The 14,549-nt window shown below is 61.9% G+C and carries 16 protein-coding genes, 1 tRNA gene and 1 pseudogene; 6 read left to right on the top strand and 12 right to left on the bottom strand.

What is annotated here, in order from left to right:
• The first annotated feature begins 48 nt into the window (after window positions 1-48).
• On the top strand, window positions 49-1,107 hold the full coding sequence (locus PVV54_RS09365) for an IS110 family transposase (protein ID WP_274910394.1): 1,059 nt from the start codon (window positions 49-51) through the stop codon (window positions 1,105-1,107).
• A 365-nt stretch (window positions 1,108-1,472) separates the two neighbouring features.
• Here PVV54_RS09365 and PVV54_RS09370 read toward each other — a convergent pair whose 3' ends face one another.
• Window positions 1,473-2,417 (bottom strand): LysR family transcriptional regulator, encoded by a 945-nt coding sequence (locus tag PVV54_RS09370; protein ID WP_274909651.1) that lies wholly within the window; start codon window positions 2,415-2,417, stop codon window positions 1,473-1,475.
• 159 nt (window positions 2,418-2,576) lie between these two features.
• On the opposite strand from PVV54_RS09370, the gene PVV54_RS09375 reads away from it, so the two are divergent.
• Window positions 2,577-3,608 carry a sigma-54-dependent Fis family transcriptional regulator gene (locus tag PVV54_RS09375; RefSeq protein WP_274909652.1) on the top strand — a complete coding sequence of 344 codons (1,032 nt, stop codon included), beginning with the start codon at window positions 2,577-2,579 and terminating at the stop codon, window positions 3,606-3,608.
• A gap of 85 nt (window positions 3,609-3,693) precedes the next feature.
• Window positions 3,694-4,479: an SDR family NAD(P)-dependent oxidoreductase gene (locus PVV54_RS09380; RefSeq protein WP_274909653.1), complete on the top strand. Its 786-nt coding sequence runs from the start codon at window positions 3,694-3,696 to the stop codon at window positions 4,477-4,479.
• Between the two features lie 18 nt (window positions 4,480-4,497).
• Here the strand turns inward: PVV54_RS09380 and PVV54_RS09385 are convergent, their stop codons facing one another.
• The 8 genes from PVV54_RS09385 to PVV54_RS09420 all read right to left on the bottom strand — a co-directional run bounded on the left by PVV54_RS09385 (window position 4,498) and on the right by PVV54_RS09420 (window position 10,435).
• Complete coding sequence (locus PVV54_RS09385; RefSeq protein ID WP_274909654.1) at window positions 4,498-5,460, bottom strand: glutathione S-transferase family protein; 963 nt, start codon at window positions 5,458-5,460, stop codon at window positions 4,498-4,500.
• 93 nt (window positions 5,461-5,553) lie between these two features.
• Window positions 5,554-6,558, bottom strand: coding sequence for a glycosyl transferase family protein (locus tag PVV54_RS09390; protein ID WP_274909655.1), 1,005 nt, complete (start codon window positions 6,556-6,558; stop codon window positions 5,554-5,556).
• Window positions 6,555-6,890 carry a TusE/DsrC/DsvC family sulfur relay protein gene (locus PVV54_RS09395; RefSeq protein ID WP_274909656.1) on the bottom strand — a complete coding sequence of 112 codons (336 nt, stop codon included), beginning with the start codon at window positions 6,888-6,890 and terminating at the stop codon, window positions 6,555-6,557. Before PVV54_RS09395 ends, PVV54_RS09390 begins: the two co-directional genes overlap by 4 nt.
• Window positions 6,887-7,183, bottom strand: coding sequence for a sulfurtransferase complex subunit TusB (tusB, locus tag PVV54_RS09400; RefSeq protein WP_274909657.1), 297 nt, complete (start codon window positions 7,181-7,183; stop codon window positions 6,887-6,889). The genes PVV54_RS09395 and tusB overlap by 4 nt, the downstream gene beginning before the upstream one ends.
• Window positions 7,183-7,542 carry a sulfurtransferase complex subunit TusC gene (gene tusC / locus PVV54_RS09405; protein WP_274909658.1) on the bottom strand — a complete coding sequence of 120 codons (360 nt, stop codon included), beginning with the start codon at window positions 7,540-7,542 and terminating at the stop codon, window positions 7,183-7,185. The genes tusB and tusC overlap by 1 nt, the downstream gene beginning before the upstream one ends.
• A 1-nt stretch (window position 7,543) precedes the next feature.
• Window positions 7,544-7,936 (bottom strand): sulfurtransferase complex subunit TusD, encoded by a 393-nt coding sequence (gene tusD, locus PVV54_RS09410; protein WP_274909659.1) that lies wholly within the window; start codon window positions 7,934-7,936, stop codon window positions 7,544-7,546.
• A gap of 86 nt (window positions 7,937-8,022) precedes the next feature.
• A complete protein-coding gene (locus PVV54_RS09415) occupies window positions 8,023-9,402 on the bottom strand; it encodes a nucleobase:cation symporter-2 family protein (RefSeq protein WP_274909660.1) in 1,380 nt (459 codons plus the stop codon).
• Between the two features lie 361 nt (window positions 9,403-9,763).
• The gene (locus PVV54_RS09420; protein ID WP_274909661.1) at window positions 9,764-10,435 is read right to left on the bottom strand and encodes a Bax inhibitor-1/YccA family protein; all 672 of its coding nucleotides are present in this window, start codon (window positions 10,433-10,435) and stop codon (window positions 9,764-9,766) included.
• Between the two features lie 124 nt (window positions 10,436-10,559).
• Between PVV54_RS09420 and PVV54_RS09425 the strand changes: the two genes are divergently transcribed.
• Window positions 10,560-10,647: transfer RNA gene (locus tag PVV54_RS09425), tRNA-Ser, on the top strand.
• A 166-nt stretch (window positions 10,648-10,813) separates the two neighbouring features.
• Here PVV54_RS09425 and PVV54_RS09430 read toward each other — a convergent pair.
• Entirely contained in the window at window positions 10,814-11,731 is a 918-nt protein-coding gene (locus PVV54_RS09430) for a bestrophin family protein (RefSeq protein WP_274909662.1), read from the bottom strand.
• 178 nt (window positions 11,732-11,909) lie between these two features.
• Here PVV54_RS09430 and PVV54_RS09435 point away from each other — a divergent pair.
• Window positions 11,910-12,119 (top strand): annotated as a pseudogene (locus PVV54_RS09435) (hypothetical protein); the annotation flags it as partial.
• A 234-nt stretch (window positions 12,120-12,353) separates the two neighbouring features.
• The gene (locus PVV54_RS09440) at window positions 12,354-12,626 is read left to right on the top strand and encodes a PepSY domain-containing protein (RefSeq protein ID WP_274909663.1); all 273 of its coding nucleotides are present in this window, start codon (window positions 12,354-12,356) and stop codon (window positions 12,624-12,626) included.
• Between the two features lie 431 nt (window positions 12,627-13,057).
• Here PVV54_RS09440 and PVV54_RS09445 read toward each other — a convergent pair whose 3' ends face one another.
• Together PVV54_RS09445 and PVV54_RS09450 are read right to left on the bottom strand one after the other, a co-directional pair.
• Window positions 13,058-13,567, bottom strand: a complete 510-nt coding sequence (locus PVV54_RS09445) for a ProQ/FinO family protein (RefSeq protein WP_274909664.1) — start codon at window positions 13,565-13,567, stop codon at window positions 13,058-13,060.
• 122 nt (window positions 13,568-13,689) lie between these two features.
• Window positions 13,690-14,400, bottom strand: a complete 711-nt coding sequence (locus PVV54_RS09450) for a tellurite resistance TerB family protein (RefSeq protein ID WP_274909665.1) — start codon at window positions 14,398-14,400, stop codon at window positions 13,690-13,692.
• Between the last annotated feature and the right edge of the window lie 149 nt (window positions 14,401-14,549).

Below are 14,549 nucleotides of genomic sequence, written 5' to 3' on the forward strand. Positions count from 1 at the left end.
ACCATGAAAAAGCATAGTTCGAAGCACGATTCCCTGTCTTCCACTGATGTGGAGCTTTGCACAACCATCTGCGTAGACCTGGCCAAACAGGTCTTCCAGTTAGCAGGCGAGGATGCTACCGGTCGGGTGATCTACGAAGATCGCATCAAATCCCGACAGGCTTTCCATGATTTCCTACTCAAGGTGCCAGTGACGGTAACTGTCTTGATGGAGTGTGGTCCGGGTGCGCAAGCCTGGGCCAGGTTGCTGCAGGCCAAGGGTAATCCGGTTCGCATTCTGCCTGCGCAACGCGTGGCCGAGCACCGCAGTGGCGCCAAGAACGACCGTAACGACGCTCATGCCATTTTGCGCGCTGGTCGCGACAGCAGCATCGCCTCGATACCGGTCAAGAGCACCACAGCACTGACTATTCAGGCGCTGCACCGTATCCGGCGCGGCAACATCAAGCGACATACAGCGCTGGGTAATCAGATGCGTGGCTTGCTGCTTGAGCATGGTGTATCCATGCCCCAAGGTGATACCGCGATCAGTACACATGTACCGCGAGCTCTTGAGGATGCCTCCTTGCCCCTGCCTGATTTGTTGCGCGAGTTGCTCGATGAACTGCTAGCTGACTGGCTCTTTCTGAGTGAGCGCATTGCGACGCTAAGTGCGCGGCTCGAAGCGACAGCCCAAGAGGATAAGGTCGCACAACGGTTGATCACCATTCGTGGTGTCGGCCCCATCATCGCCACGGCGATCGTGGCGAAAGAGACAGAACCTGCACGCTTCGCCAGTGGCCGGATGTTTTCTGCTTTCTTCGGTGTCGTGCCCGACCAGCACAGCAGCGGAAACAAAATCAGGCTGGGCAGAATGAGCAAGCGAGGTGACGGCTACATACGCAGCTTGATGATTCAAGGCGCGCATGCTGTCTTGAGTCAGCTAAAGCCTGATTCCGATCAGCCAGATGATCGCCGCCTCTTGCGCTGGCTATCCCGCCTTGGGCGCAAGGAGGCGGCGATCAGACTGGCTAATCGAAATCTGCGCATTATTTGGTCACTGCTGCAAAGTGATCAGGTTTATCAACGCAAACCGAAAGGTCATGAGGAGGCTGCCATGAGCAGCTGATCAACCGAGCAATGCCACCGGGGCGCTGCGCGCCCCAACCCCTGCTAGTGAACATTGCCCCTTGGTAAGACCGTCGCAGAGAAATGCCTCCGCTCCTACAGGCCCGGCAACATTATGGCCTCAATGTAAACGGCAAACTGCGAGCTCACCACGATGTTGGCCAGAAGCGAAAAGCTTTCTCGAATAGGCCTGATACATAGATGCAACCGGGTTCCTATGTTCAAAAAGCAGCTAGACAGTGTGGGCGAGTCCATACATAGGAGCGGCTTCAGCCGCGATTGGCCTGCGAAGCAGCCCCAGCAATTTCTGCGGTTGTGCTGACACCTCAGGGCCGCTGCGCGGCCCTATCGCGGCTGAAGCCGCTCCTACACCGACCGTGTGGGCTGAGGGTCTTCCTCCAGGCGCCGGGCCTCATCCTCCCGCGTCGCCTGCTCCCCGGCCTGCAGCGCCGTTTCCACGAACGTGGCAATGCACGGGTTGTGGTTGTCGGCCTTCCACACCGCCACCACCTCGATCACCGGCGCCTGGCGCAACGGCCGGAAGCTGGTGCTGGCCAGGCGCATGTTGCGCATCGAGCGCGGCACGATGGCCACCCCCAGGCCTTCGCCCACCAGGTTGACGATGGTCTGCTGCATGTTGATCTCAAGGCCGATGTTGGGCGTTACGCCGTGTTGCAGGCAGTAGTTGCAGATCATGTCGTGCAGGGCAGGGGCAATGCGCCGGGGGACGATGATGAAGGTTTCGCCCGCCAGCTCGCGTGGCTCCACCACGGCCTGATTGGCCAGCCGATGGCCGGGTGGTAGCACCAGCGTCATTTCCTCGCGGTAGAGGGTAACCGTTTCCAGCCCCGTGCAGTCCTGTGGGCGATACATGATCGCCACGTCCTTGTTGCCGCTGCTGATGTCCTGGGCCAGGTCCAGTGGCAGGGTTTCCGTCAGCTTGAGGTTCACTTGCGGGTACAGCGCGGCGTAGCGCCGGGTGATGGCCGGGGTGATGCTGTAGGCCGTCGACATCATGAACCCCACCGACAACTCGCCGGCCGCACCCCGCGCCGCCGCCAGCGCATTGCGCTTGGCCTGCTCGAAGGCGGCGAACACCGTGCCGGTGTCCAGGTAGAAGCGTTGGCCGGCCTCGGTCAGCTCCACCCGCCGCCGTGAGCGGTCGAACAGTTTGACCCCCAATTCCTCTTCCAACAGTGCGATCTGCCGTGACAGCGGCGGCTGGGAAATATGCAGCCGCTCGGCCGCGCGGCCAAAGTGCAGGGTTTCGGCCAGGGTACGAAAGTACTGTAGGTGACGTAGTTCGATCATGATGCTCACAAAGGTATCAGTCGATGCTGGATTATGTATTGGAAAATATAACTGCGCCTCCCTAATGTGAAGGTGCAACGCCCCTCCGGCCCCGGCCGCGCCACAAGCGCTGCCCGCCGGCATAGTCACAAGCTATAGAACAAGAAAAAGGTGACGCTGATGACCGCTTTGACCCGCCCTGGCCACCCGTGCCTGCCCGCCGTACCCGAATGCGATATTGCCCACGACAGCGACCCGCTGGTGCGCCAGGCCTTTCGCCGCGCGCTGCGCCTGATGGAGCGTGGCATTGCCGTGCTGATTCGCGGCGAAACCGGCACCGGCAAGGAAATTCTTGCCCGCGCCCTGCATGCCCACAGCCAGCGCCAGGCCGCTCAATTGGTGGCGCTCAACTGTGCCTCGATCCCCGAAACCCTGATTGAAAGCGAATTGTTCGGCTACACCCGTGGTGCATTTTCCGGTGCGCTACCGGGGGGCAAGAAGGGCAAAGTGCAGCAGGCCGACGGTGGCACGCTGTTTCTGGACGAAATCGGCGACATGCCGTACGAGCAGCAAACCCGCCTGCTGCGGGTGATCGCCGAGCGGGAGGTAACGCCGCTGGGGGCAGAGCGCAGCGTGCCGGTGAACTTCGCCCTGGTCTGCGCCACCCACCAAGACCTGGCCGCCCGGGTGGCCGACGGCAGCTTCCGTGAAGACCTGTTCTACCGCATCGCCACCGGCGTGGTGCATTTGCCACCCCTGCGCGAGCGCAATGACCGTGGCGAACTGCTGTGCAACATGGTTGCCTTTGAACTGCCAGGCTGCGACCCGCGCCAGGTACTGAGTGAGGTGTGGGCACTGTTGCTGGCGCACCCTTGGCCGGGCAACCTGCGCCAGATGCGCGCGGTGGTGCGCTATGCCTGCGCGGTGATGGAAGGGGCGCGGATCCAGCGCAGTGACCTGCCGCTGGACTTCCTCGGCCAGTGCCAGGCGCCACGCCCGTTGCCCGCCAACATCACGCCGATCCGCCGCCCGGTGCCGCAAGGCGATGAGCGTGCCGACGTGCTCGACACCCTGCAGGCCTGCCGCTGGAACATGTCTGCCGCTGCCCGCGAACTCGGCATCTGCCGGCCTTCCCTGTACCGGGTGATGCGCCGGCTGGAAATACCGCCGCTCAAGGAACAGCTGGCAATGGGCAGCTACGGCACCGCCTGACTCCGTTTTCGTTCGCACATTCGCATCACGCCCTTTGCATCGCAGAGGGCGCGCCTGGCTACGGCCTTCTGAAGGGATTACCACCATGAGCAACACGGCTGCTGTGCACACTGCAATCAATTTCACCCTGGCCGGGCGCACCGCGCTGGTGACCGGCGCCGCCCGTGGCATCGGCCACGCCATCGCGGCGGCCTTGGGCCATGCCGGTGCGCGCGTCGCCCTGGCGGACCTGGACCCGGGCGCTGCCGAACTGGCCGCCGGGCAGCTGCGCGAGCAGGGCGTTGAAGCGATCGGCGTGGGCGTGGATGTGGCGGATGAGGGGCAGGTGCAGGCGATGATGGCGCAGGTCGAGGCGCAGTTGGGGGGCGTGGATATTCTGGTCAACAACGCCGGTATCGTGTCCACCGCGCCGCTGCTGGAGTTGACCACGGCGGAATGGAACCGGGTGATGGCCATCGACCTCAACAGCGTGTTCTTCTGCGCCAAGGCCGTGCTGCCCGGCATGATGGCGCGCCGTGGCGGGCGCATCATCAACATCGCCTCGGTGGCCGGCAAACGCGGGGGCGGGTTACTGGGCAACAGTTGCTACGCGGCCGCCAAGGGGGCGGTGATTGCGTTGACCAAAGGCTTGGCGCGTGAAGCGGGGCCTTATGACATCACCGTCAATGCCGTGTCGCCCGCGTTGACCGACACCGAAATGACCAGCGTGCTGGCGCCGCAGGCGAGGGCTCAGGTGCTGGCGCAGATGCCATTGGGGCGCGCCGGGACGCCACGGGATATCGCGGCGGCGGTGTGCTTTCTGGCGTCGGCCGAGGCGGGATTTGTAACGGGGGAAATCATGGATGTGGACGGCGGGTTCATGCGCGATTGAGCATGGCCCGCCGTTGGCTCAGTTGCTGCCCCAGATGCCCTTGCCTGGCAGACGTGCCCGGTCGTGGGGCTGGGTGAAGTCCTGCAGCGGGCCCTTGGGCACGATCCCGGTGGGGTTGATGGTCTTGTGGCTCATGTAATAGTGCTTCTGGATGTGCTCCATGTTCACCGTCTGCGCCACACCCGGCCACTGGTACAGTTCGCGCAGCCAGTTGGACAGGTTGGGGTAGTCGCTCAGGCGCCGCAGGTTGCATTTGAAGTGGCCGTGGTAAACGGCATCGAAGCGCACCAGGGTGGTGAACAGGCGCACGTCGGCTTCGGTCAGGTATTCGCCGGCCAGGTAGCGGTTGCGGCCTAGCAAGCCTTCCAGGTAATCCAGTTCGTTGAACACCTCGTCGAATGCCGCCTCGTAGGCCGCTTGCGTGGTGGCAAAGCCTGCGCGGTACACGCCGTTGTTCACTGCCGGATAGATGCGGGCGTTGAGTTCATCGACAAGGGGGCGCAGCGGTTCGGGGTAGAGGTCCAGCGTATTGCCGGTCAGCTCGTCGAAGGCGCTGTTGAAGATGCGGATGATTTCGGACGATTCGTTGTTGACGATGCGTTTTTCCTGCTTGTCCCACAGCACGGGTACGGTAACGCGCCCGGTGTAATGCGGGTCATCCTGCGTGTAGCGCTGGTGCAGGTACTGCAGGGCATCGAGGTGGTCGCCGCTGGAGCCTTGCTCTTGATCGAACGTCCAGCCGTGTTCCTGCATGAGCCAGCTGACCACCGACACATCGATCAACGGCTCCAGGCCTTTGAGTGCGCGCACGATCAGGGTGCGGTGGGCCCATGGGCAGGCCAGCGACACGTACAGGTGGTAGCGGCCGGCCTCGGGGGCGGGCAGTTGATTACGGCGCTGGGCGTTCTCGCGCTTGAAGGTGCCGTCCTTGCCGTTTTCGTACCACTGGTCATGCCAGCGGCCGTCGATCAAAAGGCCCATGATTGAGCTCCTTGGAACAAAAGTGTTTGTCGTTGGAGCCCAGTCTAGGGGAAATCGTTCGAAGAACTAGCGCAAAGAACGCCTAAGAATAATCTACTTATTCGATTGGTTGCGTGCGGCCCAGTAACCGCGCGCGCTGCTGAAGGCTTGCTCGCGGTTTTGGCCCAGGCCGCGCAGGGCAAGGGCCATGGTTGCCACCACGGCCATTTCGCCGTAGCTGTCTTCCGCCTCGCCATGCCACACCGCCAGCAATTGCTCTGGCTGCAGGCTTGCCGGCTTCACGTGGCGGCGCTCGCTGAGGGCTGGCCATTCCTCGTCCCAGGCTTCGCCGCCTGCTGTGCCATACAGATGGCTGATGACATCGGGGTTGACCTCGATCTCGCCGCCATCGCCCTTGATTACCACGGCATGATCACCGAGCAGGCGGCTGGCCTCGCGGTGCACGGCCTGGTAGCCGGGGTGGAAGATGCTTTGCAGGCCGCAGCGTGCATTCAGCGGGTTGAGCACCCGTGCCAGCGAGTGAATGGGCGAGCGAAGGCCCAGGGTGTTGCGCAGGTCGATCATGCGTTGCAGTTGCGGCGCCCAGTCTTGCAGCGGGGCAAAGGCCAGCTGGTGCTGGTCAAGCGCCTGGCTGACGGCTGGCCAGCCGCGGCACAGCGGGATCTCCAGCAAGGCCAGCAGTTGTTCGGTATACATACGCCCGGCGGTATGCGCGCCGCCGCCATGCAGCAGGATGCGCACGCCATTGTTGGCCAGGCATTTGGCGGCCAGCAAGTACCACGGCAGGTGGCGCTTCTTGCCCGCATAGGTGGGCCAGTCGAGGTCGACCTTGATCGCGGGCGCGTGCAGGTGAGCGCGCACGGCTTCGGTGAAGCCGGCCAGCTCGTCGGCGCTCTCTTCCTTGTGCCGCAGCAGCATCAGGAAGGCGCCGAGCTGAGTGTCCTCGACCTTGCCTTCCATCAGCAGGGCCATGGCGGTGCGGGCTTCTTCGCGGGTGAGGCCGCGGGCGCCGCGTTTGCCTTTGCCCAGGATACGCACGAACTCGGCGAACGGGTGTTCGGCAGGGGTTTGCAGGGTGAGCGGGCTAACGTCGGTCATATGCAATTGGTCGGCTTTGGCAGGCCCGCCAGCTTGGCGGCAAGTTTGGCGGGCGTGCCGTTGAACAGGCGGTTGAGGTGCGGGCTGTTGCCCTTGTCCGCGCCCAGCTTGAGCGCGGTGTACTTGATCAGCGGACGGGTGGCCGGCGACAGCTGGTACTCGGCATAGAACTGGCGCAGCACGTCGAGGATTTCCCAATGCTCGGGCGTCAGGGCAATGCTTTCGCGTTCAGCCAGCGCCTCGGCCACGGGCTGGGACCAGTCTTGCAGGTCAACCAGAAAGCCGTCTTTGTCCAGTGCGATCGACTGATCGCCGACAGTCAGGGTGCTCATAGCCAGCTGTTCACCTTGTCGTACTGCAGCGACAGGGCAACGAATGCCTGATAGTCCACGGCGTTGGCCAGGCTGCTGATGATGGCGCGGGCTTGCAGGTCTTCGTCCAAGGCAAACAGGCGCTGTTCAAGCTTGGCGTTTTGCAGTTGCTGCTGCGTTTCGGCACCGTCGCGCAGGGCGTACACGGCATCGCCACACAGCAGCAAGGCATCGTCGCTGCCCAGCAGGCGCAGGCAGCTGCCCAGGCGATCATCGCCAAAGGGGGAGTGGGATATCACATGCAGGGTTGGCATCAGAGCGTCACCACTTGGTCGAAACGGGCAATCAGGGCCTTGAGGGCGGCATCGTCCAGTGCCTCCACTGGCAGCGCCAGGGCATCGGGGGCAAGGCCGCGGCGTTGCAGGCTGGTTTGGCAGGCGAACAGCTCCTCGACACCGAACATGGGCAGTGCCTGCAGGTTGGCGGCGAGGTCTTTTTGTTGCACGGCGCCGGGCTGTTGGCCGGAGGCGAGTTGCAGTACACCGTCATCAAGGAACAGCATCGCCAACGGCAGGTCGAACGCGCCGCCAGCCAAAGCGATGTCCAGCGCTTCGCGGGCGGACGGGCCATTCCACGGCGCCTGGCGGCTGATGATCAACATGGATTTGGCCATTTCAGTCGCCTCCAAAGCAGACAAGCCGATCGGCCATTTGCGCCGCTTCGTGCAATTGACCCAGGCCCGACAGCTCCCAAGGCTTGGGCAGGTTTACCGCCGGGCGCTGATAGCGGCTGGCTTCGGCTTCATCCAGCACACCACGGCGCAGGGCAGCGGCGATGCACACCACGGCGTCAAGCTGGTGCGCGGTAATGAATGCGCGCCATTGGGCAGCGATGTCCTGTTCATCCTGAGGGGCGACCACATTGGCCGAGGCGCTGTGCACGCCGTCCTGATAGAAGAACAGCCGGGCAATCTCGTGCCCGCTGGCCAGCACCGCCTCGGCAAAGCGCAGGGCGCGGCGCGAAGAGGGCGCATGGGCCGGGGAAAAAACCGCGAGGGCGAATTTCATGGGCAACTCATATAAAGGAATGTGGCCATGATAAAGCAAAAAGCCCGCGCAGGTGGGCGCGGGCTTTTGCGGTGAAGCCGCCTGTATCAGGCGTGTTCCTTGCTCTCGGGCAGGAACCAGTTCAGCACCAGCGCACAGATGCCGCCGGTGGCTACGCCCGACTCCAGCACATTGCGGATGGCGGCTGGCATGTGCGCCAGGAACTCAGGTACCTGCGCCACACCCAGGCCCAGCGCCAGCGACACGGCAATGATCAGCAGGGCGCGGCGGTCGAGGCGGGTGCTGGCCAGAATGTTGATACCCGACGCAGCGACTGCGCCAAACATCACCATGGCGGCACCGCCCAGTACCGGCTCAGGCACGGCCTGGATCACACCGGCAACGCTCGGGAACAGGCCCAGCACCACCAGCATCACGGCAATCCAGATGCCGATGTGGCGGCTGGCAATGCCGGTCAGCTGAATCACGCCGTTGTTCTGCGCAAAGATCGAGCTCGGGAACGTGTTGAACACACCGGCCAGCAGCGAGTTGGCGCCGTTAACCAATACGCCGCCCTTGATGCGCTGCATCCACACCGGGCCCTCTACTGGCTCGCGCGATACCTTGCTGGTGGCCGTGACATCGCCAATGGCTTCCAGCGACGTCACCAGGTAAATCACCAGCATCGGGATGAACAGTGCCCAGGAGAAGCCCAGGCCAAAGTGCAGAGGCATCGGCACCTGGAACAGCGCGGCCTCGTGCATGCCGGTGAAGTCCAGGCGGCCAAGGTAGCCCGCCAGCGCATAGCCCACGGCCAGCGCGATGACGATGGCACAGCTGCGCATCCAAACCACCGGAATTCGGTTGAGGAGGACGATGATCGCCAGGACCACGCCCGACAGCAGCAGGTTTTCGCCGTTGGCGAAGGTGCCATTGGCCATGGCGCCAAAGCCGCCGCCCATGCTGATCAGGCCGACCTTGATCAGCGTCAGGCCGATCATCAGCACCACGATGCCGGTTACCAGTGGGGTGATCAGGCGTTTGACGAACGGCAGGATGCGCGAAACGCCCATTTCAACGAACGAGCCGGCAATGACCACACCGAAGATCGCCGCCATGACGCTTTCGACCGGCGTGCCCTGCTTGACCATCAACGCGCCGCCGGCAATCAGCGGGCCGACAAAGTTGAAGCTGGTGCCCTGAACAATCAGCAGCCCCGCGCCGAACGGCCCGAAACGCTTGCACTGTACGAAGGTGGCAATCCCGGAAATGACCAGCGACATCGACACGATCAGGTTGGTATCGCGCGCCGAAACACCCAGCGCCTGGCAGATCAGCAGGCCGGGGGTAACGATGGGCACGATGATCGCCAGCAGGTGTTGCAGCGCTGCCAACAGGCCGATTGTCAACCGAGGTTTGTCCTCAAGGCCGAGTACCAGTTCGTTGGCAGGCGCCGTCGCGCCTGGGCTGTGTTCGTGTGAGCTCATTGCAGTCAGCTGCCCCGGGAGAAAAAAGGAGCGCATTCTACGGGGTGAAGCGGGATTGGGGTAGGGGCAAGCGAGATGGCGGCATGATCGGCGACTATTTGCCTGGATTTCTGACTTTTAGGTTAGTTTTTGAGTGCGCATCGCGGATAAATCCGCTCCTACAAGACATACCCCAAGGCTAACAACCATGGCCACATTGCAACAGATGTAGGAGCGGATTTATCCGCGATGCGCCGCGCGGGCGGCGCTCGATTTCACAGGCGCCAAACACTTCACGGCGAACACCCCGCAGCCCCACACCATTCTCAAGACGAAAAAAAGCCCGCCGAAGCGGGCTTTCTCCAACTGCACTCGAGCGGTATCAGTCGTCGCTGCTCATGATGCCAAACAGCTGCAGCAGGCTCACAAACAGGTTGTAGATCGACACATACAGGCTGATGGTCGCCATGATGTAGTTACGTTCGCCACCGTGGATGATCGCGCTGGTCTGGAACAGGATGCACACCGACGAGAACAGCACGAAGCCAGCGCTGATTGCCAGTTGCAGGCCGCTGATCTGGAAAAAGAAGCTCGCCACCACGGCGCCCAGCAGCACGAAGAAGCCAGCAGTGATGAAGCCGCTGAGGAAGCTCATGTCCTTGCGGGTAATCAGCACGTACGCCGACAAGCCACCGAATACCAGTGCGGTCATGGCAAACGCCGAGCTGACCACTTCCGCGCCACCGGCCATGCCGAGGTAGCGGTTGAGGATAGGGCCGAGGATGAAGCCCATGAAGCCGGTGAGGGCGAAGGTGGACACCAGGCCCCACGCCGAGTCACGCAGCTTGTTGGTGAGGAAGAACAGACCATAGAAGCCGATCAGCACCACGAAGATGTTCGGGTACCCGACACGCATCTGCTGGGCCACGAAGGCCATGACACCGCTGAAGGCGAGGGTGAGCGCCAGCAGGCTGTACGTGTTGCGCAGGACCTTGCTGACCTCCTGCTGCTCGACCTGCTGGCCGTGGTGAACGGCATAATCCTGTTCGCGCATGGCGACACTCCTGTGGTTTGAAACATTCAGATGCGATCGAGTCTATCAGAGCTACGGCAACCCGCGACACAGAGAGTTTGACAGCGTGTTTCATTAAGGTATTATGGCGCCCGCAAAACGAGCTGGAAGCGTGGCCGAGTGGTTTAAGGCAACGGTCTTGAAAACCGTCGATGGGCAACTATCCTAGAGTTCGAATCTCTACGCTTCCGCCATATTCAAAGCCCTGATTATTCAGGGCTTTTTGCGTTTTTGGGGTGTGGAAATCGCCGCTTGGGACCACCCTTGGGAACGATTCACTTCGTAAGCGCTTCCAGCACTTTCTTTGTTTGGTTGATTTCGCGGGCGTGCATGTAAACGTCAAGCCGTAAAGGCCATGTCTCAGCGCTGCCCTTCCATAGCAACGCACGGCGTCAGCGACAACACCCCACGCTCCGGTGAGTTGAACATCGACTGAAGATTCTTCTCGATGTTCCGGCAAAACTCATGAGTACGAATGCTGTGCTGGCCATGCCCGAATGGTGCTTGCAGGTCGGTGCCAATTCGCTCCATGGCCAGCAGCATGCAACCTACCACCGTGGAGACGACTGGGGTGAACCAGCCCAAGGAGGGCACCAGGCTGAGCGGCATGATCACGCAAAACAGGGTGCTGAATATCCTGGGGAAGTAGGTATACGGGTAGGGGAGTGGCGTATTGGCAATCCGTTCCATTCCGCCTTGCCAGTTTGAGATATCGACCAACGTGGACTCAAGGCGGGCCAGGCGGATGCTGTCCAGGCGGCCTTCCTGAAACTCCCGGGCGATGATCTCTGCGGAGCCGCTGAGGATGTCGTTTGGTAAATTGCTCGCTGAGGTGAGCAGTTGCAGGTCGTGGTCGGACAGCAGCGGCGCTAATACAGAGATGTCCCGTTTCCCTTGAAGATGCATCCGCAAAGCCTGCAGGTAAGCTACGTGACGCTGAATAAGCCGGGCCTTGACCGGATTGGCGTGCTGGTCATCGTCGATCAGCGTCAGCACCTGGCGGCCATAGCTTCTCGAACTGTTGACCATCGACCCCCACAATGTGCGTGCTTCCCACCAGCGGTTGTAAGCGCTGGAGTTGCGGAAACTGATCAGCACCACCAGCGCTGAACACAGCAGTGTCAGGGGCATCAATGGCAGCTCGAACCCGTAGCCCGCCACGAGCATCGCATCCAGCGTGACGGCGACGTCCCACAGCAATAGCCAGAACAGCGCCCAACCCACATACGTGATTGTCCGAGCCAGGCATTTCCATTTCTTCGCCAGTGCAGCTTCCATGTCGCATCTCTCCTCATCAACCGGGCGCGGGGCTCATTGCCTGATTGAGAAGACTACGGCGCGATCCTTAACAGGAACTTAATGCCTGAGCGCATCCATGCCCCAGCCGTCATACAGCATGAATAGCCTTGAGGTTTCTCCACAACAAGACTAATACTTAAGTCATGCCCGATGAGGGATGATCATGCAGATACGCTTTGTTGTGGTTCCCGCTGTACCCATGGAAAAAGAGGTTTTTCCTCGCCGCATCGGCGTTCCCCGCGATTCTGGGGTAGGCTTCGACCTCTACGATAATCACAACAAGACCCGGCTGACCTTGAACTTCCCTACGCGTGCCGAGGCTGACTACGAATGTGCCCGTCGTAACGGCCAGTACGGCGCGAATGGAGCAACCGATACGGAAGATCGCTCACGGTTTATGGCATACGAGTCGTACCCTGAAGAGGCGGGATCCAGGTGTGCAGGCCATGGCTGAAGCTACTTGCCAGAACATTTGCAGCTCGATCACCGTCCTGAGCGCCTACACGGTCGATCTTTTCTTGCCACACACACTTTCCGACTGAACCCTAACCGTGACGGCCAGGTCGCATGCTTCGCATTCCCGGCAAAAAGGATGTTAGCGATGAAAGCGATGACTCGACTGTTCACTGGCCTTGCATTGGTTGGTGCCATGGGGGCTACTTCTGCATGGGCTGATACGCCCGGTGCTGACTGGAAGGTGAACAAGGATCAGGCTGAGGCCACCTTGAAAGGCGCAGGCTACACCCAGATCACCAAGATCGAAGCCGACGATGGCCACTGGGAAGGCGAGGGCCTCAAGGCCGATGGCAAACGATACGAATTCCAGGTTGATCCGCACGACGGCAAGATCATCAAGGATGAACTGGATAACTGATCACAGTGTGATTTGGGCCTGCCCGCGCGCTGGAGCGTTAAGTTCCACCCCGAAGTAGATACTGACCTCAGGCAGCTCGGTACTGCCGAGGCGAGGAGAATCCTGAAGGTGGTGCGCGAGCGCATTGCGGAAGGTGAACCCGATAAGCTCGGTAAGCCCCTGAGGGGTGTGCTGGCTGGATGCCGCCGTATACGGGACGGGCGATGTTCGCGTCGTCTACCGTATTCAGGGTACTGAAATCGTTGTGGTCCTGTGCGTCGGGGCTCGACGTGATGATGAAGTCTATGAGGCCGCCTTAAGGCGAGTCTGACTCCGAACCCCGCATATGCGGGGTTTTTTTAGGCTAGCGCCGCGATCGCCTTTGCGCCACGCAAGCGAGAACCGAACACGGTACAGCCCCCTGTTCGGTATCGCCGCCAGCCTACCCGTACTCAGTCCGCAACCTGCTCCACAGCACCATCGCCCACCGGCGCCGCAACACTCGCCTTCGCCTTCGCCCGATTACGCCGCTCCTGCCCACGCTGCTTGAACGCCTGCTGCTTCGCATACTGCGCCTGAGCCGCCGTAACCGTGCCCGCTGCCTGCCCATTCAGGTCCAGCCGCGCTGCACCTTCAACCATGCTTGCCCAGTACCGGGCGCCGCGGCACCAGGTGGAGATGCCGAGCTTGAGTTGTTCAGCGGTGATGCCGAGCAGCTCCAGGTGTTGCTCGGCGTCCTTGAAAATGCCTTCCTTCAGGGGAACCTTGGGCGCCGGGTTGACCGGGAAGGCCAAGGGGAAATGCTTCTGCAATGGCCAGATCGCTGCCACCGCCGGATCCTGCTCACGGGGCTTGGCCTGTGCAGCGGGCTTGCGCTTCACCTGGGGTGGGCGCTCGGCCTTGGTTTGCTCTTTTTCAGCCCGCAGGCGGTCACGGAGTGCTGCTAGTTGTTCAAAACCCATCGTTCAATTCACTGCTTCGAAGTTGATTGCGTGGTGCAAGGATATGCCATGCAGCCCTTGAGAGCAGCCTAAACAAGATAAATTGCCGCTGCTTTCTTGGGCGCAAGGCCCTGGCAACCCACTCAGGCAACGCTTTTGGCCTGTTGTTCCAGGTGCACCTGCAACGTCGGGTCGATCTGCAGGGCGCTGGCCAGGTCGTCAAGGTAGGCCCGTTCGGCGGGCTGCTGGTCATCCACCAGCATCACGCTGGCGAGGTACATTTCCGCTGCCATGGCCGGGTCCTGGGCCGACTGCGCCACCTCGGCTGCATCCAGTGGCTTGCCGACTTCGTCATCCAGCCATTGCTGCAGTTGCGGGTCGCTGGTGTGGCGCTTGATTTCAGCGTAGATCAGCTGTTCTTCCTGCGGGTCGATGCGCCCGTCAGCCTTGGCCGCCGCAATCAGTGCACGCAAAATGGCGTGGCTGTGCTGCTCGGCCTCGGGGCCAGCCAGCTGATCGACGGTACGCACGGCCTGCTGCGGGGCGGCCGCAGCCTGGCTGCGCTGCCAGCTTTGAAAGGCCTGGAACGCCATCATGCCCAATGACGCCAGCGCGGCGTAGTTCATCCCGCCTGCGGTGCGCCCCTGGGTGGCGCCGCCCGCGTTACCGCCCCCCAGCAGGCCACCGAGTAACCCGCCAAGGCCAGCGCCGCCACCGCTTGCGTTGCCGCCCCCGAGCAGGCCGCCCAGCAAGCCGCCCAAGCCGTCTTGCGATGGCATGCCACCGCGCCCTTGCTGCGCTTGCGAGCCTTGCCCGGCCCGAAGCAGTTGTTCGAGTAGATCACTGGTGTTCATGGCATCGCCCTCGGTCGGTAGCCGTTGCCCAGACAAGCAACGATAGCTGCCTGCGGGCGGTTCGGCATGACCGTCTGGCCGCGAGTGGGGCTTTAAGGCTTGCCCCGCGCCGCGTGCGTCAACCCCCGCGTGGCCGGCCCGATTGCGCA

It is taken from the genome of Pseudomonas sp. PSKL.D1, from assembly GCF_028898945.1.
In the GTDB taxonomy this organism is placed as follows: Bacteria; Pseudomonadota; Gammaproteobacteria; order Pseudomonadales; family Pseudomonadaceae; genus Aquipseudomonas.